Raw genomic sequence first — 22023 nt, 5'->3', positions numbered from 1 at the left:
GGTTTCACAGTGCGTAAGCGCGTTGAGCGCGACCCGATACCGAAGGCGGAGTATCCGGGTCGCCGCTGTTGTCTCCTGGCTGTCCGTAAGTGAACTGGCCGCTCCGGTGGGCGTGCGCGGGCGGCTACGTCAAGGGTGAGTTGGCTACACGCGTGACCGTCAGACCCGCGCTCCAGCGAATCCGTGCGTGGTGCTCGGTGGGAGTGTGTTGTTGTGCCAGCGCTGAAGGACGAAGCTCTCGTAGCCGGGGATGTCCGGTGGGAGGTTGCTGAGGTCATACCACTGCAAGCCGACGCATTTGTTGGGTTCGGAGATGTGGGGGTCGCCGGTCCAGCCGGTGGCAGTCCAGAACCAGTCGCCACGCGGACGCAAGGCGCCTCAGCGGGCGCTGAGGGCTGCAAGCAGTGTGTCCAACAGCGTCGGCATGACCTCGCACGTCTCGACGCGGTGGGTGGCGGCCGTATCGCCCTCACCCACCTTGACCGTGACGTGGCCCTCGGCTGCGTCGAGTGCCTCGAAGACCGTTTCGTCCGTGACGTCGTCACCGAAGTATGCGACGGCGTCCGCGCCCACCTTCTGGGCCAGTGCGGCCAGTGCGCTGCCCTTCGTCACGTCGAGCACCGACAGTTCTACGACCGACTTGCCGCGCATGGCCCGCACGCCGGGCACGTCCTCGGGCACGGCCAGCGCAGCGGCGGTGGCGCGAGCAGCTTCGGCGTCGTCCATGCCGCGCGTGTGCAGCACGACGCCGGCGGGCTTGTGCTCGACGCGCGCGTCGCCGAACCGCTCGACGACGGCCTCCAACGCGTGGGTGGCACCCTCGAGTGCCGCTTGCTCGGCCTCGCCCAGGCCGGAGGACGGCGTCGACGAGCCGTCGGTGAGCGGCTCGCTCGACTCGCCACCGTGGCTTCCGACGAGCACGATCCCGTCAGACGCCGCGAGCCCCGTCAGCTCGCCCAGCGTTGCGAGGTCGCGCCCCGAGACGACGGCCACGTCAACCTCGGGCAGCTCCGCCAGCGCGCGTAATGCTTCGACGGTGCCCGGCTGCGGGCGCGAACTCATCGGGTCGAGGACGAGGGGGGCGAGCACGCCGTCGAAGTCCGAGGCCACGAGCACTCGAGGCTCTCGCGCGAAGTGCTCGATCGCCGCGCGCAGGTCGGCGGGCAGCCCGGCGTCGGACCGCTGATCCTTGATCGGGGGCGTCGACTCGCTCACGAGTTGTCGCTCTCGTCCTCGGGCCGCGCTGGTGCGGCCTCGAGAGCCGCGAGGTAGTGCTTGGCCCACTCCTGCACCGTGGCGGTGGACACGGTCGAACGCAACGCGTCCATGCGGCGCTCGCGGTCCTCCTCCGTCGCCGTGATGGCCCGCATGATGACCTGCTTGAGGCCGGCCAGATCGTGCGGGTTGCACGTGTAGGCCTCGCTCAGTTCGGTTGCCGCGCCGGTGAACTCCGAGAGCACGAGTGCGCCGTCGGCGGGGCAGCACGTGACGTACTCCTTCGCGACGAGGTTCATGCCGTCGCGCAGCGGCGTGACGAGCATGACGTCGGCAGCGGCGAACATCGCGGCCATCTCGGCGCGGTCGAACGACTGGTGCATGTAGGTGAGCGCCGTGGCGCCGATGCTCGAGAAGTCACCGTTGATGCGCCCGACGGTGAGTTCGACCTGATCGCGCAGATCCATGTACGCCTTGACCCGCTCACGGCTCGGCGTCGCGACTTGGATGAGCTTGTGACGCTTCGGGTCGAGCTGACCGTCGGCGAGCAGCTCGCCGAAGGCCTTGAGGCGATGACGGATGCCCTTCGTGTAGTCGAGGCGGTCGACGCCGAGCAGGATCTTGTCCGGGTTGCCGAGCTGTTCGCGGATCTCGCGGGCGCGTGCCTGCACCTCGTCGCTCTCGAGCACCTCGCGCAGGCCCGCGGTGTCGATCGAGATCGGCACCGCCGTGGCGCGCACCGCACGGTCACCGAGGTCGACGACGCCACCGGTGACCTCGAGCTCGAGGTACTGACGCACGGCGCGCAGGAAGTTGCCCGCGTCCTCGGTGCGCTGGAACCCGAGGAAGTCGGCACCGAGCAGGCCCTCGAGGATCTCCGCGCGCCCCGGCAGCTGCGCGAACAGTTCGACGGCGGGGAAGGGGATGTGGTTGAACCACCCGATGCGCAGGTCGGGGCGCAGCTCACGCAGCATCTGCGGCACGAGCTGGAGCTGGTAGTCGTGCACCCACACGGTGGCGCCTTCGGCGGCCACGTCGGCGCACGCCTGGGCGAAGCGCTTGTTCACCGTGCGGTAGGCCGAACGCCAGCTCCGCTTGAACGTCGGCGTGACGATGACGTCGTGGTAGACGGGCCACAGCGTGTCGTTGCTGTGCCCTTCGTAGTACTCGGCGATCTCCTGCTCCGACAGCGGCACGGGGTGCAGGTGCATGCCGGCGTCGTCGAAGGGCTCCGGAGCCTCGCCTGGGTCACCCGCCCAGCCGACCCAGGCGCCTTCACGCCCGCGCATCACGGCGTCCATGGCGGTGACGAGACCGCCCGGCGAACGGCGCCACTCCTCGTTTCCGTCCTCGCCGGTGACGCGGTCGACGGGTAGGCGGTTGGCGGCGACGACGAAGTCGTACGTGTGGCTCATCGGATTGCTGGCTCCCCGTGTTCGCTGGTGCTCGCCCGGCGACGAACTCCCGCTCGATCACCGGTGATTCGAGGTTATCGCGCCTCGGTGACGAACGGGTTGCCACCGCGTGACACGGGCACGCCGATACAGCGGAAGTTCAAGGAGGCGCCCTACGGTGGGGTCATGACGCCTCTCGACAACGCTGGTGACGCCCGACGCGGCGGGCACCGTCTGCCCCGTCCGCGCCGCGCCGAAGCCGACGAGTCGACCCAGCGCACCACGTGGGGAGCAGCAGCGGATGGCGACGCCACGCGGGCGGCGCCGCCGCGCGATCGTGACGACGAGGCCACCCACGTCAGTTCACGCCGCCCGGAGGGGAACGACCGGATGGTGGGGCGCTTCGAGCTCGCGGAGAAGATCGGTGAGGGCGGCATGGGCGTCGTGTACCGAGCGATCGACACCGCCGACCCGCGTCGTCGTGAGGTCGCCGTCAAGGTTCTTCGCCCGCACATCGCCTACGACCCCGATGCGCGCACGCGTCTCGCGCGCGAGGTCGACACGCTCGAGCGCGTCCACCACCCCAACGTCGCTGCCGTCATCACCGCCGATCCGCACGGCGAGCGTCCCTACATCGCCACCGAGTACGTACCCGGTGACCCCCTCGACAAGGTGGTCGACGAGCGCGGTCCCCTGGGCGCGGAGGAGATGGCCGACCTCGGGCGCAGCCTCGCCGACGCCATTCGCGCCATCCACGCCGCAGGTGTCGTCCACCGCGACCTCAAGCCGAGCAACGTGCTCATGGTGGGTCGACGCCCCGTGCTCATCGACTTCGGCATCGCGCACATCGCCGACGATGCGCGCCTCACCTCGACCGGCCTCGTCATGGGTACCCCCGGCTACCTCTCGCCGGAGCTCGTCGAGGGCGCCCCGGTCTCCACGTCCACGGACTGGTGGGGGTGGGCGGCAACGCTCGCCTTCGCCGCCCAGGGGGAGCCGCCCTTCGGGCGCGGGCCGATGCCGGCCGTCCTCGACCGCGTGACGCGGGGGCAGGCCAACCTCATCGGCGTCGACGCGCGTCTTAGGCCGCTGCTCGCGGCCGCACTCAGCCCCGTGCCGGGGGAGCGACCCTCGGCCGGCCAGGTCGTCGACCAGATGGAGCGCTACGCCCGCGGCGAACCGACGACCGTGGTTCCTGTGCGCGAGCCCGCAGCCCCGGCGCCCGCCGCCCCAGGCCCGGCCGCCACCTCCGTCATGCCGGTCGTCGACGCTACCCGTGTCGCTCCCGTGAGCGAGCGCCCCGTCGCATCGCGACCGCAGCAGTTGGCGTACGACGGCCCGACGCAGCGTTCGGGCGGGGCGCCCCAGGCGGCGCCTGCCTACGGCCAGTTCGGTCAGTCGCGTGGCGCGAACGGGCAGCCGCAACCGGCGCGGGCCGTGCCGCCGCAGCAGGGCCCGTACGGCGGCGCGCCGCAGAACGGTGCGCGCCCCTACCGCCCGGGTTCGGCGGTCAAGGCGCAGAGCCGCCCCGGCGAGCACGATCCGCGGATCAACCTGCCACACCGCTCGGGCACGCTGCAGGCGATGTTCCTGCTCTGGGTCGGCCTCACGGCGCTCGTGCCCGTCGTCGGACTCGTCCTGCTCATCGTGTGGAACGTCGCGGCGCGTTTCAGCGACTCGACGATCACGCAGACGGTCCTTCGCCGCTACGAGGCCGGGCGACGAAAGAGCGACGGCGCCGTCGCCGTGGCCAGTTCGCCGTGGCACCTGCTGCGCGCTCTCGTCTCGACGCTCGCGGCCCTCGTGCTCCCCGCACTCGTCTTCGCGTGCGTCGGTTCGCTCGTGGCCATCGGCTGGGCCATGGTGCGCGGTGACGGCGTCGCACGGGCGTGGTGGGCACTGCCCATCGTCGCGGGGACCGTGGCGGGTCAGTGGACGATGTGGCGCGGCGCCGGGTCCGTCGGCTATCGCCGGGGTTCACGTTCGGTCGTGCGGGCGCTCGTCCCGGAGTCGGCCGGCAGGATCGTGGCGCCCGCGCTCGCCGGTCTCGGCCTGTTCATGCTCGTCGGCTCGTTCATGCAAGGCGGCGACATCTCCTGGGTTCCGCTCACCGGCGGCATCACCGATCCGCTCGCGGAGTACCTGCCGGCGTCCGGCCTCGGCAACTGATCCGTTGACGCTTCGGGCCCCGTTCCACAGCCCACCCACAGCGCGGGCCCACGGTCGGTCGAGGCCCACGAACTATTCTTCGAGGCATGGCGCAGTACGGACGGGATCAGTCGAGCACGGGGCCCAACCCCTCGAGTGACTCGTCCAGCACGCCGACCCCGGGGTTGCCGCCACGGATGCGCTTCCTGCGCAGCGAGCCGGTCACCGAGCCGCTGCCCATCGCCGACGCGCTCAAGCGCACGCCCTATCGCGACCCGAACGTCATGGGCGGGCCGGACGACGACACCGAGCAGCAGAAGGCGCTCGACATCGCCGCCCGTGTGGGCGAGTTGCTTCTCCGCTGTGGCGCGAGCACGCGTGACGTCGAGGCGAGCGTCGTCGCCGTCGCGGCGTCCGCGGGCCTGCGCCGCCTCGAGGTCGACATCACGAACCAGTCCTTGTTGTTGCAGAGCCCGTCGACGAACGGCCGTCAGCCCCTCACGATGTTGCGTGTCGTGCGCTCCTCGACGCGCGACTTCTCTCGGCTCATGGCCGTGCACCAGTTCGTCGAGTCGCTCGTGTCCGGTGGCCTGGATCTCGACGAGGCGACGAAGGAACTGAAGCGCATCCAGAGGATGCCGCGCCTCTACCCGCGGTGGGTCGTCTCGGTAGCCTTCGGTGGTCTCGCGGCATCCGTCGCGACGATCCTCGGCGGCGGGTGGATGGCCGTCGTCGTCGCCTTGGTCTCGGCCGTGCTCGTCGACCGCGTGGGCCGCCGCCTGAGCAACGCCGGCGTTCCCGCGTTCTACGGCGCCGCCGCCGGCGGTCTCATCTCGACGGCGCTCGCGTGGTTCGCGTACATGTCGCACCAAAGCCGCGTCGTGGGGGAGTTCGTCGCCCACAACCTGCCCGGCACGATGTCGACGGCCGACTTCGCGTACGCGATCTCCGGCGGCATCGTGGCGCTCCTGCCCGGTCGTCAGATGGCGTCCGCGGTCGAGGACGCGGTGACGGGTTATCCCGTGACGGCGTCGGGGCGTGTGCTCACCGTCATCCTCGACTGCGCGGGCATCACGGTCGGTGTCGGTGCCGGCCTGGCGCTGACACTGAACCTCGACCGGGCGCTCGACCTCAGCCTCCAATCGCCCGGCTCCCTGCGCTTCGACATGCCGCCCACGGCCCTGCTCCTGCAGGTGGCGTGCGGTGCCATCGGTGCGGCGTGTGCCGCCGTCACGATGCGCTCCCGCGTGCGGATGCTCCTGCCGACAGCTGCGGCGGGAGCCCTCGGCGTCGTCGGGGTTGCGCTGTTGACGCGTTATGTCGGGATCGGGGCGACGACGGCCACGGCGGTCGCTGCCGTCAGCGTCGGGTTCTCCGCGCGGCTCGTGGCGCTGCGCCTCGGTGCGCCCGCCCTCGTCATCGTCATGCCGGCGGTCTCGCCGCTGCTGCCGGGCCTGCGGATCTTCCGGGGCATGTACGAGTCGGTCTCCGGGTCGGTCATCGGCGCCACCAAGGTGGCCCAGTCCGGCGTGGGTGTGACGACGATGCTCGGCGCCGTCGGAGTGGCCCTCGCGATCAGCACCGGACTGGTGCTCGGCGACGTGCTCTCGGCCCCGCTCGACAAGCCGCTGGTACGCCGTCGACGAGCCCGCCGGCGCTGACATCACCGATTTTGTGTGATCTGCATCACATTTCAGGCCCGAAAGGCCTGATCTGTCAAGAAGTTACCGCGACCTGATTGTTACGCAGGTCTCTCGTCCCGTAACGTTCCCTTCGCTGTGCACGATGTATTTCTCGTGTCGTCACGGCGACATGAGAACTCAACACAACCACTTATTCAGTGGGCGGTGCACACGCCAAACCTCGTCTGGCACCGCCGTTTCACCCGCAGATCGCGGGCTGAAGACGAGGGTGGGGGACCCACTTCCGACGCTCGCCGCACGGTGAGCGTCTCGGGGTGAAGCCGGTCCTCGCCGGCCGGGCACCTGACTGCCCGAACCCGACAGCTCACCTCACAGGCGTACGTCAGGAAAGGACACTCTCCATGGGTTACACCCCCAAGCACGTCGCTGCTTCCGAAAGCACCACCGGCCGCAAGGTCGCCGGCGTGGCTCTCGCCGGTGCCGCCACCGTCGGTGCCGGTCTCACCCAGGCCTCCTCGGCCTCCGCCGCCTCGGTCTGGGACCGCGTCGCTCACTGTGAGTCGACGGGCAACTGGCACATCAACACGGGTAACGGCTTCTACGGCGGCCTCCAGTTCACGCAGCAGACGTGGCGTGGCTTCGGCGGCGGTCAGTACGCCTCGTCCGCTCACCTCGCCACACGCGAGCAGCAGATTGCGATCGCCCAGAAGGTACTGCGCGTGCAGGGCCCCGGCGCATGGCCGGTCTGCTCGGTTCGCGCCGGTCTGACCCGCGCCAACGGTGGCGCTGCTGCCGCTGCCCCGGTTTCGCGCGCCGCCGCCCGTCCGGCCGTGAAGTACTCGGCCCCGGCCGCGTCGCAGGGCGGCAAGCTCGCCGTCGACGGTGTTCTCGGCCCGCGCACGGCCCGTGAGCTCCAGGCCTGGGTCGGCACGTTCCGCGACGGTGTCGTCGGCGTCCAGACGAAGAAGGCCCTGCAGCGCAAGGTCGGCGTGTATGCCGACGGCATCGTCGGCCCGCGCACCGTTGCTGCGCTCCAGACGAAGGTCGGCATCTCGCGCGACGGCGCCAGCTACCTCAACGCCCGCACGGTTCGCGCTCTGCAGGCTTACCTGAACAACCACTGATCGGTTGATCCAGGGCTGACGGGCCCCGCCGCTTTCGAGCGGCGGGGCCTGTCGGCGTTTCCTGATGCAGATCTGTCGATCTGGCCGCGATGTTTCGTCACCGGGACCACCGAATTGCACTGGAGAGCGGGCCTGGTCGTGGCCTGGCGGGCGGGCCCCGTGCAGGTTCGGTAGGATCGCGTGGTCGCCCGGCACGGGCGGCGTGCTGGAGTGGCGCAATTGGTAGCGCACCTGTCTTGTAAACAGGTGGTTGTGGGTTCGAGTCCCATCTCCAGCTCTGTGAATTCCGCTCGCAGTGTGCCCATCGGTGTGCCCATGTCCGCGAGATCCTCCGGGTGACGCGTGCCTTCTGGTGAGCTGGGGGCGTCAAGGCACGGTTCAGACTCGTTTCCTACGATGTCGTCATGAACCTCAAGCCCGCAGCAGACGTCCAGACCGCACCCCTCGCAGCGCTCGGCCTCCTCGGGGGCTACGTCACCGCCCGCGAGACGCAGATCCGCCCGCTCGGTGGCGTGGTCCTCGCCCTCGCCGGTGCTTACGCCGGACGCACCTGGGTCGCCAAGGCCGGTGCCGCCAAGGCCGCCGCCCTCGGCGCCGTGTACCTCGGCGGTTTCGGTGCGTCCCACCCCCTCGCCAAGAAGGTTGGCGCCTGGCCGTCCGTCCTCGGTGTTGCGGCGGCCTCCGCCGCTGCGTCGTACGCCCTCGTCGACCGCAGCTGATACCCGTGCGCACGCGCCGCCCGCACCGTCTGTTGACGCGATGCGGGCGGCTCGTCGTGACCCTGCCCGATAGACTCGGGCGATCCGTTCTCCGGCACGAGGAGGTGCCCACGTGAGTGCCGAGCGCCCCTCGTCGGAGGCATCCGCCTCCCCCCGCGAGCGCATCGGGGCCTCGGACGACGAACTGCTCGGCGAGGACACCGCCGCACCGCCACGCTGGGTGCGCAACCTCGCGAAGCCCGTCGGTGGGCGTCCTGCGCTGCTGCTCGAGCTGTTCATCTTCTGGATGTTCTTCCAGTACTTCAGCTACGCGCAGGAGCACATCCGCGGAGGCCCGATCGAGTCCGTGCGCCACGCGCACGAACTGTTCGATCTGGAGAAGACGCTCCACATCGACGTCGAACTCTGGCTCAACGCCGGCCTCGCCGCCGTGCCGCCGCTCGCCATCGCCGCGGGCTACTACTACGGCATGGTGCTCGCCACCGTGCCCATCACCCTGGCGCTCGTCTGGTGGTTCAACCCCCAGGGCTTCCGAAGACTGCGCAGACTTCTCATCGCGACGACGCTGCCCAGCCTGCTCGTCTTCTGGCTCCTGCCCATGGCGCCGCCGCGCTTCGCGGTGCCCGGCGTCGTCGACATCAACGCCGTCTACAACATCCTCGGGGGAGCGCTCGCGCGCGACCCGTCACGCTCGGCCAACCTCTACGCGGCCATGCCCAGCCTGCACTGCGCGTGGTCGACCTGGGTGGCCTACGCGCTGTGGGAGACGTGGCGTCACACCCGTCCGACGTGGGCGCGCCTCGCGTGGCTGTTCCCCGCCATGACCTACTGGAACGTCATGGCCACGGGCAACCACTTCGTGCTCGATATCGTCGGCGGCGTCGCGCTGTTCCTCATCGCCCTCGTCATCGTCCGGGTGGTCAAGGGCGCCGAGGAGCGGATCTGGCGCGACGACGCCGACAGTCGGGTTGGTGTCGTTGCGCCAGCAGTCACAGCTGACGCCGGCGTCGCTACTTCGGGGGCATCCGCAGAGCCCCGTCGAGGCGGATGACCTCGCCGTTGAGCAGCCCGTTATCGACGATGTGGGCCACGAGCGAGGCGTACTCGTCCGGGCGGCCCAGACGCGACGGGTGCGGCACGGCCTGACCGAGCACCTCGCGCGCGGCCTCCGGCAGCCCGGCGAGCATCGGCGTCTCCATCGTGCCGGGCGCGATCGTCATGACGCGCACACCGAGGCCGGCGAGGTCGCGCGCGGCCGGCAGCGTGAGGCCGACGACGCCGCCCTTGCTCGAGGCGTAGGCCGCCTGGCCGATCTGGCCGTCGTAGGCGGCGGCGCTCGCCGTCATGACGACGACGCCGCGGTCGCCGTCGACCGGCTCGTTCTTCGCCATCGCCTCGGCGGAGAGGCGAAGCACGTTGAACGTGCCGACGAGGTTGATGTCGATGACCGTCTTGTACTGCTCGAGTGCGTGCACGCCCTTGCGGCCCAGGATGCGGCCCGGCGTGGCCACGCCGGCGCAGGCCACGGTGATGCGCAGTTCACCGAGCTCGGTGGCGGCGGTGACGGCGGCCTGAACCTGAGCCTCGTCGCGCACGTCGGTGGCGACGAAGCGGACGCGCTCGCCCAACTCTGCGGCGAGTGCTTCGCCCTTCGACGAGGGCAGGTCGACGATGACGACGCCCGCTCCGGCGTCGTGCAGGCGGCGGGCGGTGGCCTCCCCGAGGCCCGAGCCGCCACCGGTGACGAGGGCGACGGTGTTCTGCGTGATGTTCATGCCTCGAACCCTATCGACTGGCGAAGCGGCTTTGTGGGCTGCGTCACGCCCGCCCGAACCTCAGTGGTAGAGGGTCACCTCGGTGGCCTTCACCGTGGCGTGGACGGGTACTCCGGGTGCGAGTGAGAGGTCGGCGACGGCGTCGAGCGTCACGTCCGCGACGAGGTCCGCGTCCCCCGTGAGGTGCACGCGCGCCGAGGTGCCGGTGTGCTCGATCTGCGCGACGCGCACCGCCCACGTGTTGCGCGGGGAACCCTCGGGACGGCTCGGCCACAGAGACACGGAGCTCGGTGCGAATGCGGCGAGGTGCTCAAGATCGCCTGCCGGGGGGTGCTCGCCCCCGGCGGCCGTGATGCGTGCACCGTCAGCGGTGACGAGCGCCGCGCCGTCGACGACGCGCCCACGCCACAGGTTGAGCCCCACGAGGCGCGCAGCGAACGGGCTGCGCGGACGGCGCACGACCTCGCTCGGCGTGCCGCCGTCGCTGAGGTGACCGCCGTCGAGGAAGACGAGGCGATCGGCGAGGGTGAGCGCTTCGACGGCGTCGTGCGTGACGAGAAGGGTCACGACTTCCTGTTGGTCGCGCAGGCGCTCGCCGAGGAGCGCCCGTAGGTCGTCGCGGCCCCGTGCGTCGATGGCGGACAGCGGTTCGTCGAGCAGGAGGACGCTCGGGTCGAGCGCCAGAGCACGCGCGAGCGCGACTCGCTGGGCTTGGCCGGAGGAGAGTGCGTCCGGACGTCGCCCGGCGAGGTCAGCGGCAAGGCCGACGCGGCTGAGTTCTTCACGCGCTCTCGCTCGCGCAGCCTCTTTCGAGGCCCAGCGGGCCCGCAGCCCGAACGCGACGTTGTCGAGGGCGCTGAGGTGGGGGAACAGGTCACCGCGAGCCGTCATCATCCCGACGCGGCGGGCGCGTGGCGGAAGGTGCCGTGCGCCGTCGTCCCAACGCTCGCCGCCGACGTGGAGGGCGCCCTCGGCGAGGGGCGTGAGTCCGGCGAGCACCTCGAGCAGCGTCGTCTTGCCGCTGCCGTTCGGCCCGAGAACACCGATGACCTCACCGGGTGCGGCGTCGAGCGCAGCGTGGAGGACGAAGTTGCCGCGACGGGTGGTGCCGGCAAGCGAGAGGCCGGTCATCGGCGCTCACCTCCCGCGCCCACCCAGTGACCCCGCAGCAGGGCGAGCAGGACAACGCAGAGGGCGAGCATGAGCGCCGCGAGCGCCGTCGCGGCGTCCTGGCTGATGTCGAGGGCTTGGTAGACGGCGAGCGGCCCCGTCTGAGTGCGCCCGGGGTAACTGCCCGCAAACGTGATCGTGGCCCCGAACTCGCCGAACGCGCGCGCCCACGCGAGCGTCAGTCCGGCGAGGAGGCCGGGCAGCGTCATCGGCACGAGGACGTGGCGCAGCGTGAACCAGCGGGAGGCGCCGAGCACTTCGGCGGTGCGGCTCCAGCGCGCGTCGAGGCCGCGGAACGCGCCCTCGGCGGCGAGGACGAAGAACGGCATCGCGACGAACGTTTCCGCCATGACGACGCGGACCCACGAATAGGGCACCGGCTCGCCCGTCACAGCCGTCACGGCGCGCCCGAGCAGCCCCGAGCGCCCCCACGCATCGAGCAAGGCAACGCCCGCGACGACCGGCGGCAACACGAGGGGCACGGTGACGACGGCCCGCGTCCAGGCGGCGGCGCGGCCACGCAGGCGGGAGAGCCACCAGGCGAGCGGAGTGCCGAAGAAGGCAGCGAGCAGCGCCGACGTCACGGTGGTGCGTAGCGAAAGCCACAAAGCCTCGCGGGCACCGGCAGTCGTGAGGTCGTCGAGGAGGCTGCCCCAGCGCACCTGCGTGAGCAGCGCGACGAGGGGGAGGACGATGAAGAGCAGAGCGACGACGGCGAGTGTCACGAGCACGATCCCGCCGCGGTCACCCGTGCCTGCGCTCCTGCGTGCAGGCGGGGGAGCGCTTGCCGTCTCGTCGCTCATCGTCGTCAGCCGGGCAGGCCGAAGCCGTTGCCCTGCAGGACTCGTCGACCTTCGTCGCTGCGCACGAACTGCGCGAAACCCTTCGCGTCGGCAGTGTCGCTCCACGCCGTGATCGGCAGTGTCGTCGTGACGTTCGAGGCCGTCGGTACCTCGACGCCGCTCACCTTCGAGCGTGCGCTCGAGGCGTCGGTGGCGTACACGAGCGCCGCCTCTGCGTCACCGGCGACGACCTTGGCGAGCGTTGCCTTGACGTCCTTCTCGTAGCTGACGATGTGTGGCGCGACCTTCGCCTTGGTGAGGGCCTTGTGGGCAGCGCGCCCGCACGGCACCTCCTTGGCGCACAGAACGGTGTCGACCTTCGCGAGGTCGGCGAGACCCGTGACGTGCGCTGGGTTCCCGCGGGGCGTGACGATCTCGAGGCGGTTCGTGGCGAACGGCGTCCACGCCTTGCCCTCGGCCAGATCCTTCGGCAGCTTCTTCGGTGCCTCGGTGTCGGCGAGAGCCACCACGTCGGCCGGGGCGTCGTGGGAGAGCTGGGTGACGATCGTCGAACTGGCCGCGAAGCTCACCTCGACGTGGGTGCCGGGGTGGGCCTTCTCGTAGGCGCGCGCCAACGTCGTGAACGACTCCGTGAGCGACGCGGCGGCAAGCACCGTGACGGTCTTGTCGTCGCCCTCCGACGCACGGCAGCCGCCGGCACCCATGGCGAGCGCTGCTGCAACCGGCACACTCATGAGGCGCCATGCCCGTGCCGTCACGCCTCGTCGTCGACCATCAACGAGCGGGCCGTCAGAAGATCCACGGGCGTGAGTTCGGGACGCTTCGGGAGGCGACCGTCACCGGAACTCGTGCCCTTGATACGACGTTCCACCCACGGCGCGAGGTACTGACGCGCCCACTCGGCGTCCTCGGCGACGCGCTGGCGCACCGGCTTCGGAGCCTGCGCCGGCAGGTGGGCGAGCCACTCGCCGGTCGTCGGAAGCCCGAGCGTCCATGCCGCCTGCTGCGCGACGCGCTTGTGGCCTTCGGCGGAAAGGTGCAGACGGTCGACGGACCACATGCGCGGATCGCGCAGGGGGGTCATCGACCACAGATCGAGCACGTAGCAGTCGTGCCGCTGCGCGATACCCCACAGGTTCGCAAGGTGCCACGTGATGCGCGGGCGCAGGCGCGTCATGATCTTCGACGCGGCGGGGTTGACGAGCGTCGCCAGCAGGACGTCGGAGCCGGCCTCCTTGAGGCGGACGACGGCGTCCTCGATGCCGGCCGCGAGATCGTCGAGGTTGACCGACGGGCGCATGATGTCGTTGCCGCCACCCACCATGCTCACGAGGTCGGGCTTCATCGCGAGGGCCGCGTCGAGCTGGGGGCCGATGACGTCCGCGAGTAGTCTGCCGCGCACCGCGAGATTGGCGTACTCGAGCTTCGCGCCCCGCTCCTCCTGCTGCATCGCGATGTCGACGGCGAGGCGATCAGCCCACCCGAGGTAGGCGTCGTCCTCGCGGGGGTCGTGGTCGCTCATGCCCTCGGTGAAGGAGTCACCGATGGCGACGTACCGGTGCCAGAGCAGACCGTGGTGCGTCTGTTCGGATGCCTGAGCCCCGGGCGCGGGGAGGTCGTTCGTCATGCAATACGCCAATCGATCGTGTGGGTTCCGAGCTGCTCCAACAGCTCGTTCGTGCGGCTGAAGGGCTTGCTGCCGAAGAAGCCGCTGCGCGCGGAAAGCGGTGAGGGATGCGCGGATTCGACGGTCGGGGTGTCGCCGAGGTGCGGGGCGAGTGAGCGGGCGTCGCGACCCCAGAGAATGGCGACGAGGGGCTGCTTGCGCTCGACGAGCGCCGTGATGGCCTGCGCCGTGACGTTCTCCCAGCCGTGACCGCGGTGGCTTGCGGGCTTGCCGGGCTGAACGGTGAGGCAGCGGTTGAGCAGGAGCACGCCCTGGTCGGTCCACGCGCTCAGGTCACCGTGTTCCGGCGGCTCGATGCCGAGGTCGTCCTTGAGTTCCGCGTAGATGTTCTGCAGGCTGCGCGGGATCGGGCGGACGTGCGCATCGACGGCGAAGCTGAGCCCGATCGGGTGCCCCGGCGTCGGGTACGGGTCCTGGCCGACGATGAGGACGCGCACGTCCTCGAACGGCTGGGTGAACGCTCGCAGGACGTTCTCGCCCGCCGGCAGGTACCCGCGCCCGGCGGCCACTTCGTCGCGCAGGAACTGCCCGGCAGTGGCGATGTGGTCGGCGACCGGCGCGAGGGGTTCCACCCAGCTGGGATGTACGAGTTCGTCATACGGCTGCGGCATGCCGCCAAATCTATCGCGAGTCGATTCACCGCGCGGCGTGCTCCGAACGGGCCGGAGGCTCGAGCGTCTTGCACGTGGATGGTCGGTTTGGGTGAAGATGCGCGCGACGTCGGCGTCATCTTCAGCCAAACCCGCCATCCACGCGCCTTTGTCCTGGCCCTCGTGTTCGGGCGGGCAGGAGGCGACGATCTACCCTGGTCGCATGCCCGTCATCGAGACCCCTGCAGGTGCCCGCGTCCCCGGTGACGACGAGGCGCCCGGGCTGAGTGAACGAGACCGCGCCATGCTCGCCTTCGAGCGCGAGTGGTGGAAGCTGCCCGGCGCCAAGGAAGCCGCCATCAAGGAGCGCTTCGGCATGAGCGCGACGCAGTACTACCAGCAACTCAACGCCCTCGCCGACACGGCCGAGGCGCTCGCGGCCGACCCTCTGCTCGTCAAGCGCATCCAGCGCCGTCGCGCCTCACGCCGTCGCACGAGCTGAGCGCCCACCCCGACGTGCGTCTGCCGCTGTGAGCGAACACGGCGGTCGCAGCCCCGTCGCCGTTTGCACTCGCAGGGGGCGAGTGCTAATCATGGCCTTAGCACTCTGAACATGAGAGTGACAAAGACCTGACTGCATGAGTGAGGGTTCGGGGCTCGCGCGACATGACCGCGCGAACGATCGGGCTCGTCCGTCGCGGGCGCTGGTGCGGTCACTACGTACGTCACGTGGAGGAGCCACGCACATGGCCAAGACCATTGCTTTCGACGAGGAGGCCCGTCGCGGCCTCGAGCGCGGCATGAACACCCTTGCCGACGCGGTGAAGGTGACGCTCGGCCCCAAGGGCCGCAACGTCGTCCTCGAGAAGAAGTGGGGCGCACCCACGATCACCAACGACGGTGTCTCCATCGCCAAGGAGATCGAGCTCGACGACCCGTACGAGAAGATCGGCGCGGAGCTCGTCAAGGAGGTCGCCAAGAAGACCGACGACGTCGCCGGTGACGGCACGACGACGGCCACCGTCCTCGCGCAGGCCATGGTGAAGGAGGGCCTGCGCAACGTTGCGGCCGGCGCCAACCCGATGGCGCTCAAGCGCGGCATCCAGCAGGCCGTCGACGCCGTGAGCAAGCAGCTGCTCGACCACGCCAAGGAGATCGAGACGAAGGAGCAGATCGCTGCTACCGCGTCCATCTCCGCCGCTGACCCGCAGATCGGTGAGCTCATCGCCGAGGCCATGGACAAGGTCGGCAAGGAAGGCGTCATCACCGTCGAGGAGTCGAACACGTTCGGCCTCGACCTCGAGCTCACCGAGGGTATGCGCTTCGACAAGGGCTACATCTCGGGTTACTTCGTCACCGACACCGAGCGTATGGAGGCCGTCCTCGACGACCCGTACATCCTCGTCGTCAACTCGAAGATCTCGAACATCAAGGACCTGCTGCCGGTTCTCGAGAAGGTCATGCAGTCGGGCAAGCCCCTCATGATCATCGCCGAGGACGTCGAGGGCGAGGCCCTGTCGACGCTCGTGGTCAACAAGATCCGCGGCACGTTCAAGGCCGTTGCCGTCAAGGCTCCGGGCTTCGGTGACCGCCGCAAGGCCATGCTCGGCGACATCGCCATCCTCACGGGCGGCCAGGTCATCTCCGAGGAGGTCGGCCTCAAGCTCGAGACCACCGAGCTCGACATGCTCGGCCGCGCCCGCAAGGTCGTCGTCACGAAGGACGAGACGACGATCGTCGAGGGCGCCGGCGACGACGAGCAGATCAAGGGCCGTGTTGCTCAGATCCGCGCCGAGATCGAGAACTCCGACTCCGACTACGACCGCGAGAAGCTCCAGGAGCGCCTCGCGAAGCTGGCCGGTGGCGTCGCCGTCATCAAGGCCGGTGCCGCGACGGAGGTTGAGCTCAAGGAGCGTAAGCACCGCATCGAGGACGCCGTTCGCAACGCGAAGGCCGCCGTCGAGGAGGGCATCGTCGCCGGTGGTGGCGTCGCGCTCATCCAGGCCACGAAGGACGCCGAGTCGGCCTTCGCCGGTCTCGAGGGTGACGAGGCCACGGGTGCGAACATCGTGCGCGTCGCCGCTGAGGCTCCGCTCAAGCAGATCTCGCTCAACGCGGGTCTCGAGCCGGGCGTCATCGTCGAGAAGGTGCGCGGTCTGACGCCGGGCCACGGTCTCAACGCCGCCACGGGCGAGTACGTCGACATGATCTCCTCGGGCATCATCGACCCCGCCAAGGTGACGCGTTCGGCTCTGGAGAACGCTGCGTCCATCGCGGCGCTGTTCCTCACGACCGAGGCCGTCATCGCCGACAAGCCCGAGAAGAACGCCGGCGGCGACGCTGCGGGTGCGGGTATGGACGGCATGGGTGGCATGGGCTTCTGACGAAGCGCGCATGCGTAGGTTGAGGGTCGTCCGAGCGAATGCGAGGGCGGCCCTCGGCCGTAGCGGAGTGCGAGGAAGAAGCCCAGATAGACATGGGCTTCTGACCCTGGGAGGCGAAGCTTGGGGCTCGGCGAGCGAAGCGAGCTCAGCCCCGGCAGGTGTCAGAAGCCCGAGAAGGAATGGCTTCTGACACCTGCCGGGCTCATCTCTGACGAAGCGGGCGATCACCTTCGGGTGGTCGCCCGCTTCGCTGTGCGCGTCGACCGGCGTGGTGGCGGCACAGTGACGCGTGCCTCACAGCCTATGTGCGACGTCGTCGCACCAGGGCGTTAGGGTAGGCCTGCGCCTCGGCGCTGGGGATTCTGGATCACAAGGAGTACGCACATGGTTCGCACGGCGAACAGGACGACCATCGCTGCGGCTGCGGCCGCGCTCGGAGTGGCTCTGGCGGGGTGCTCGGCGCCCGGGGGCTCCGACGGTGACAAGGCGTCGTCGTCGACGAACCAGATCACGCTGGCAGATGCCGAGCCGGTCGGTCAGTACTACCCGGTAGCCGGTTACGGCGCGACGGGCGTTTCACCTGTGTTCGAGGGTCTCCTGCGTCCGTCGGCGCCGAACGACAAGGAACTTCCCGACCTCGCGCCCGCGCTGGCCGAGTCGAAGCCGAAGGTGAGCGACGGCGGCAAGACGTGGACGGTGCGCCTCAAGAAGGGCGTGACGTTCCACGACGGCAGCGCCTTCGACTCCAAGGACGTTGCGGCCACCTACCGCGCGGTGCTCGACCCGAAGTCCGCGTCGCCGATCGCCGACGACTACCGCCTCATCGACAAGGTGGAGACGCCGGACGCCTCCACGGTCGTCTTCCGCCTCAAGGCGCCGAACGGCGGCTTCGCCTCGCGCCTGCTCCTCGGCATCGCGCCGAGCGAGAAGGTCACCTCGGGTGACGCGGCGAACTCCGAGCTCAACACCAAGCCCGTCGGCACGGGCCCGTTCAAGCTCCAGAAGCTCGCGCCGAACGAGGCCACGTTCGTGGCCAACGACAAGTACCGCAGCGGCAAGCCCGAGGTGGACAAGGTCGTCATCCGTCACGTCGAGGACGACAACGCCCGCATGCAGCAGGTCGTCTCCGGGCAGGTCGACGGCTCCGCGCTGCCGCCGCGCCTGGCCAAGAGCGTCGAGGGGCGTGACGGCCTCAAGGTCACCGGTGTGCGCTCCGCCGACTGGCGTGGGGTTTCGCTGCCGGTGTCCGTGCCGATCACCTCCCAGCCCGAGACGCGCCGTGCGCTCAACATCGGGGTGGACCGCGAGGCGCTCGTCGAGAAGGTGCTCGCCGGGCGCGGCACCCCGGAGGTCAGCCCCATCACGAAGGTCTTCCCCCAGCACGCCGACGTCGACTTCACGAAGGCCAAGGGTGCAGCCCGCAAGGCCGAGGCCGAGAAACTCCTCGACGAGGCGGGGTGGAAGAAGGGCGCCGACGGTGTCCGCACGAAGGACGGCAAGCGCGCCGAGCTGACGCTCGCCTACCCCGCGTCCGACACCCTGCGCCGCGAACTGGCCTCCGCCTTCGCCGACCAGTTGCGCGGCCTCGGCGTCAACGTGAAGCTGTGGGGCGGCAGCTGGGACGACATCGAACCCAAGATGCGCACGACGGCCGTCATGCTCGGTGGTGGCGACAACCCGTACACCGTCGACACCCAGGCCCACCGCGCGCTGCACTCGCGCGGTTCCGCGTCCGGGCCGTTCGACAACCCCGGCAACTACAAGAACGCGAAGGTCGACGCAGCTCTGGAGGCGGCACAGTCGACCTCCGACGAGACCGAAGCGACGAAGCAGTACCGCGCCGCGCAGGACGAGTACGTCAAGGACCCGGCGTACGTCGTGCTCGCCACGCTGCACCACACGTACGCCTCGCGCGACAAGGGTTTCTCCGGCCCGGCGCCGATCGTCGAGCCGCACTCTCACGGCACGACGTGGGGCCCGTGGTGGTCGCTGGGCGCGTGGAAGAAGAACTGATCGCGTGAAGGAACTTCGTCGTCGGTTCGGGGAACGGCGTCACGAGATCGGCGTGCTCACGGCACGCCGTGCCCTCGCGACGCTGTTCGTCGTGCCCGCGGTGACGCTGGCAACTTTCGCGCTCGCGGCGCTCTCGCCGCTCGACCCGCTCGTCACCTACCTCGGGGACGGCTTTGAGCACACGGGTCGCGCCGAGCGCGACGCGATCAGCGACTCGCTCGGGCTTGACGTGCCGTTCTGGCAGACGTGGTGGAACTGGATGGCGAACGCCTTCACCGGCGACTTCGGTGCGAGCCACAGCCTCAAACAGCCCGTGACGACGGTGTTCGCCGAGCGCTTGCCGTGGACGCTGGGCCTGTCGGTCGTCGCGCTCGTCATCGCGCTGCTCGTCGCGTTCGGCGTCGCCGCTGTCGCCGCGTTGCGCCCCGACGGTCTGCTCGATCGCGCGCTCGGACGGGTGACGCTCGCCCTCACCGGAATGCCCCCGTTCGTCATCGGTCTGCTCGCCGTCGCGCTGTTCGCGGTGACCCTGCGCTGGTTCCCGGTCGGCGGGCTCACCGAGCCCGGGCAGCCGGTGACGTTCGGCGGCGTGGTGCACCACATCGTCATGCCCGCGGTCGTGCTCGCCCTGAGCCAGGTGCCCTGGTTCGCCCTGGCCCTGCGCGAGTCCGTGCGTGAGGCGCTCGGGAGCGGCGCCGTACGTGAGGCCCAGGTGCGCGGCCTCTCGCGCGGTGAGGTGCTGCGCGGCCACATCGCCCCGGTCTCTGCGGCCGCTCTCATCGCCCTCATGGGGGCGCGGCTGCCCGAGCTCGTCGTCGGCGCCCTCGTCGTCGAGGAGGTCTTCAGCTGGCCCGGCCTCGCCGACGCCACCGTGGAGGCGGCCCTGACGGCCGACTTCGCGTTGCTCGCCGCGGTCACCGCTGCCACGACGCTCGTCATGATGCTCGGCTCGTGGCTCTCGGACTGTGCCCTGCTCGTCGTCGACCCGCGAGCGCAGGTGGAGCGATGAGCCCCCGAAGCGTCTCTGCTGGTTTGCGGCCACGGCGCGGCCCGGCGATCGTTCTCGCCCTCATCGCGGCCTACGCCGTGCTGTGGCCGCTGCTCGCGTCGTCGGGGATGCGCGAGTCGAACTACGACACCGCCCGCACGGCCCCCGGCTGGCCGCACGTCATGGGCACCGACACGCTCGGTTTCGACGTGTCGGTCCAGGTGGCCGAGGCGCTGCGGGTCTCGCTCGTCGTCGCGCTGGGTGCGGCGCTCGTCGCGACAGTGCTCGGTCTTGCCGTCGGGACGGCGGCGGCCAGCCTCGGCGGGCGGGCGGATCGTCTGCTCATGCGCGTCACCGACGCCGTGGCCTCCGTGCCGCACCTTCTTGCGGCGATCGTCGTCGTCGCCATGTTCCGTGGCTCCGTCACGGCCATCCTCATCGCGCTCGCGCTGACGCACTGGCCCACCGTCGCCCGCGTGGTGCGGGCCGAGACCCAGGCCGTGCTCGCGTCCGACTACGTCGCGTGCTCCCGCGTCGCCGGAGCATCGTCGACGCAGATCGTGCGCCACCACGTGCTCTCCGCGGTGGCCCCGCAGACGGCGCTCGCCGTGACGATGCTCGTGCCGCACGCGATCTGGCACGAGTCGACCCTGTCGTTCCTCGGCATCGGTCTGCGCCCCGAACAGGCCAGCCTCGGCACGCTCATCGCGACCTCGCGCGCGGGGCTGCTCACCGGGCAGTGGTGGCCGCTCGTCTTCCCGTCGATCTTCCTCGTCGTGCTGACGTTGGCGCTGTCGTCGTTGTACGCGAAGCGCACACGTCGGGCTTCTGCGCCGCCCGCTCTGGTCGAGGCCGAGCAGGCCGGGTCGGAAGAGCCTTCTGACGAGGCGTCCGGCGCTCGCGATTCAGGCCACCGCGCTGCGCTGCGCCTCGAGCACGTCAGCGTGCGCCGTAGCCGCGGCGAGCAGACGACGCTCGCGTGCGACGACATCAGCTTCGCGATCGCGGCGGGGGAGGTGACGGCCCTCGTCGGTGAGTCCGGTGCTGGCAAGTCGACGCTCGTGGCGGCCTGCTGCGGTTTGGTGCCGCGTGACGCGCGCGTCGAGGGGCGCATCGTCGCGGGCGACATCGTCGTCGACCCGCACCGTCCGGGTTCGGCCTCCGCGCAGGTGGGCCACGTTCCGCAGGACGTCTCGGACGCGTTCACCCCGACCCGGCGCCTTCGCGGGCAGATCGAGGAGGTGCACCGCCGTCATGACGGTGCACGCGCCCTGGCCGAGCTCTGCGAGCTCGCGCACCTCGACGAGAACCTGCTCGAACGCTTTCCGCACCAGCTCTCCGGCGGTCAGCTGGCCCGCGCGGCGCTCGTCGCAGCGCTCGCCTCCGAACCGCGGGTGCTCGTGGCCGACGAACCGACGGCCGGCCTCGACCCCGAACTCGCCTCGCAGTTGCTCGCCGTGCTGCGCGGCATTGCGGACGACGCCGGCGTCGCCGTCCTCGTCGTGACGCACGAGATCGACGCCGTGCTGAGCGGCGACCTTGTCGACCGCGTGGCGGTGCTGCGTGACGGCGTCCTCGTGGCGCACACCGAGCCTGAAGCGTTGGCCGCCGAGACGTCCGACGACTACCTGCGGGCACTCACGGCGACGGCGGCGCGCGTCGGGCAGGGGGAGCGATGAGTCTCGTGGCACGCCAGGTGGCGTACACCTACCCGGGCGCGAACGGCGCGCAGGTCGGTCCGCTCAACCTCGAGGTGCTCCCGGGCACCGTCACGGCCCTCGTGGGCCCCTCGGGTAGCGGTAAGTCGACACTCACGCGACTGCTCGCCGGGCTCCTCGCCCCGAGCGCCGGTGAGGTGCGCTGCGACGACGAACCCGTGCGTTCCGGGGGGCGGTTGAGTGGCCACACCGCTCTGCTCACCCAACACCCGCTCGCGGCGGCCGATCCGCGCATGCGCCTTGGCGACGCGATCCAGCTGGCGGCCCGTCTGCGCGGTCGGCAGGTCGATGCCGTGGCGCTCGCGGAGGAGGTGGGCCTCGACGGCTCGGTGCTCGACCGGTTGCCGCGTGAGGTTTCCGGCGGGCAGCTCCAGCGGCTGCTTCTCGCCCGAGCCCTCGCTCAGGGGCCGCGCTACCTCCTCGCCGACGAGGCCACGGCCCACCTCGACCCGATCACGTCGACGGCCATCGCTGACGCTCTCCGGCGCCGCGCGGCTGACGGGTTGGGCATCCTGCTCGTCACGCACGATCACGCCCTCGCCGCGTCGCTCGCCGAGTACCGCTACGCCCTCGACGCAGGGGGCCGCACGCTCTCGGCGTGAGTCGCTGAACCCTTCAACCCAGCCCTGGGTGGCTTCACGCTGCCCGCGTT

The 22023-nt window shown here is 70.3% G+C and carries 19 protein-coding genes, 1 tRNA gene and 1 riboswitch; of the genes, 12 read left to right on the top strand and 8 right to left on the bottom strand.

From position 1 onward, the window contains the following. Positions 1-378: 378 nt before the first annotated feature. Both otsB and K9D12_RS00370 read right to left on the bottom strand, forming a co-directional pair. Positions 379-1215, bottom strand: a complete 837-nt coding sequence (gene otsB, locus K9D12_RS00375) for a trehalose-phosphatase (protein ID WP_370633428.1) — start codon at positions 1213-1215, stop codon at positions 379-381. Then, positions 1212-2630: a trehalose-6-phosphate synthase gene (locus K9D12_RS00370; RefSeq protein ID WP_223059199.1), complete on the bottom strand. Its 1419-nt coding sequence runs from the start codon at positions 2628-2630 to the stop codon at positions 1212-1214. Before K9D12_RS00370 ends, otsB begins: the two co-directional genes overlap by 4 nt. Before the next feature lie 165 nt (positions 2631-2795). Between K9D12_RS00370 and K9D12_RS00365 the strand changes: the two genes are divergently transcribed. The 6 genes from K9D12_RS00365 to K9D12_RS00340 all read left to right on the top strand — a co-directional run bounded on the left by K9D12_RS00365 (position 2796) and on the right by K9D12_RS00340 (position 9294). Then, the gene (locus K9D12_RS00365; protein WP_223059198.1) at positions 2796-4778 is read left to right on the top strand and encodes a serine/threonine-protein kinase; all 1983 of its coding nucleotides are present in this window, start codon (positions 2796-2798) and stop codon (positions 4776-4778) included. An 86-nt stretch (positions 4779-4864) separates the two neighbouring features. Next, positions 4865-6418 carry a threonine/serine exporter ThrE family protein gene (locus K9D12_RS00360; RefSeq protein ID WP_223059197.1) on the top strand — a complete coding sequence of 518 codons (1554 nt, stop codon included), beginning with the start codon at positions 4865-4867 and terminating at the stop codon, positions 6416-6418. Positions 6419-6621: 203 nt separating this feature from the next. Then, positions 6622-6793: riboswitch (cyclic di-AMP (ydaO/yuaA leader) on the top strand. An 8-nt stretch (positions 6794-6801) separates the two neighbouring features. Continuing rightward, complete coding sequence (locus tag K9D12_RS00355; protein WP_223059196.1) at positions 6802-7524, top strand: transglycosylase family protein; 723 nt, start codon at positions 6802-6804, stop codon at positions 7522-7524. 204 nt (positions 7525-7728) lie between these two features. Then, positions 7729-7801 (top strand) — tRNA-Thr (locus tag K9D12_RS00350). A gap of 127 nt (positions 7802-7928) precedes the next feature. Further along, on the top strand, positions 7929-8243 hold the full coding sequence (locus K9D12_RS00345) for a hypothetical protein (protein WP_047312313.1): 315 nt from the start codon (positions 7929-7931) through the stop codon (positions 8241-8243). A gap of 112 nt (positions 8244-8355) precedes the next feature. Next, the gene (locus tag K9D12_RS00340) at positions 8356-9294 is read left to right on the top strand and encodes a phosphatase PAP2 family protein (RefSeq protein WP_223059195.1); all 939 of its coding nucleotides are present in this window, start codon (positions 8356-8358) and stop codon (positions 9292-9294) included. On the opposite strand, the gene K9D12_RS00335 is transcribed toward K9D12_RS00340, so the two are convergent. The 6 genes from K9D12_RS00335 to K9D12_RS00310 are packed head-to-tail and all read right to left on the bottom strand — an operon-like array spanning position 9254 to position 14289. Then, on the bottom strand, positions 9254-10018 hold the full coding sequence (locus K9D12_RS00335) for an SDR family NAD(P)-dependent oxidoreductase (RefSeq protein WP_223059194.1): 765 nt from the start codon (positions 10016-10018) through the stop codon (positions 9254-9256). The two genes, K9D12_RS00340 and K9D12_RS00335, sit on opposite strands and share 41 nt — an antisense overlap. Before the next feature lie 60 nt (positions 10019-10078). Continuing rightward, complete coding sequence (locus K9D12_RS00330) at positions 10079-11149, bottom strand: ABC transporter ATP-binding protein (protein WP_223059193.1); 1071 nt, start codon at positions 11147-11149, stop codon at positions 10079-10081. Beyond that, positions 11146-11991 carry a molybdate ABC transporter permease subunit gene (modB, locus tag K9D12_RS00325; RefSeq protein WP_223059192.1) on the bottom strand — a complete coding sequence of 282 codons (846 nt, stop codon included), beginning with the start codon at positions 11989-11991 and terminating at the stop codon, positions 11146-11148. The genes K9D12_RS00330 and modB overlap by 4 nt, the downstream gene beginning before the upstream one ends. Positions 11992-11996: 5 nt before the next feature. Further along, positions 11997-12749, bottom strand: coding sequence for a molybdate ABC transporter substrate-binding protein (gene modA / locus K9D12_RS00320; protein WP_223059191.1), 753 nt, complete (start codon positions 12747-12749; stop codon positions 11997-11999). Beyond that, positions 12746-13618, bottom strand: coding sequence for an SGNH/GDSL hydrolase family protein (locus K9D12_RS00315; RefSeq protein ID WP_047312309.1), 873 nt, complete (start codon positions 13616-13618; stop codon positions 12746-12748). The genes modA and K9D12_RS00315 overlap by 4 nt, the downstream gene beginning before the upstream one ends. Next, positions 13615-14289 (bottom strand): uracil-DNA glycosylase, encoded by a 675-nt coding sequence (locus tag K9D12_RS00310; protein ID WP_223059190.1) that lies wholly within the window; start codon positions 14287-14289, stop codon positions 13615-13617. Before K9D12_RS00310 ends, K9D12_RS00315 begins: the two co-directional genes overlap by 4 nt. A gap of 202 nt (positions 14290-14491) precedes the next feature. On the opposite strand from K9D12_RS00310, the gene K9D12_RS00305 reads away from it, so the two are divergent. From K9D12_RS00305 to K9D12_RS00280, 6 genes are all read left to right on the top strand, one after another. Continuing rightward, complete coding sequence (locus K9D12_RS00305; protein WP_047312307.1) at positions 14492-14770, top strand: DUF3263 domain-containing protein; 279 nt, start codon at positions 14492-14494, stop codon at positions 14768-14770. Between the two features lie 244 nt (positions 14771-15014). After that, positions 15015-16652, top strand: a complete 1638-nt coding sequence (gene groL, locus K9D12_RS00300) for a chaperonin GroEL (RefSeq protein ID WP_047312306.1) — start codon at positions 15015-15017, stop codon at positions 16650-16652. A 384-nt stretch (positions 16653-17036) separates the two neighbouring features. Then, the gene (locus K9D12_RS00295; RefSeq protein WP_223059189.1) at positions 17037-18665 is read left to right on the top strand and encodes an ABC transporter substrate-binding protein; all 1629 of its coding nucleotides are present in this window, start codon (positions 17037-17039) and stop codon (positions 18663-18665) included. A gap of 4 nt (positions 18666-18669) precedes the next feature. Further along, complete coding sequence (locus tag K9D12_RS00290; protein WP_223059188.1) at positions 18670-19674, top strand: ABC transporter permease; 1005 nt, start codon at positions 18670-18672, stop codon at positions 19672-19674. Further along, positions 19671-21332 (top strand): ATP-binding cassette domain-containing protein, encoded by a 1662-nt coding sequence (locus K9D12_RS00285; RefSeq protein ID WP_223059187.1) that lies wholly within the window; start codon positions 19671-19673, stop codon positions 21330-21332. The genes K9D12_RS00290 and K9D12_RS00285 overlap by 4 nt, the downstream gene beginning before the upstream one ends. After that, positions 21329-21973 carry an ATP-binding cassette domain-containing protein gene (locus tag K9D12_RS00280; protein WP_223059186.1) on the top strand — a complete coding sequence of 215 codons (645 nt, stop codon included), beginning with the start codon at positions 21329-21331 and terminating at the stop codon, positions 21971-21973. The genes K9D12_RS00285 and K9D12_RS00280 overlap by 4 nt, the downstream gene beginning before the upstream one ends. The last annotated feature ends 50 nt before the right edge of the window (positions 21974-22023 follow it).

The sequence above is a fragment of the Dermacoccus sp. Tok2021 genome (assembly GCF_019895135.1).
Classification (GTDB): domain Bacteria; phylum Actinomycetota; class Actinomycetes; order Actinomycetales; family Dermatophilaceae; genus Dermacoccus; species Dermacoccus abyssi.
The sequence above is the reverse complement of the archived record's forward strand: the minus strand, read 5'-3'. Positions and strand labels throughout refer to the sequence as shown.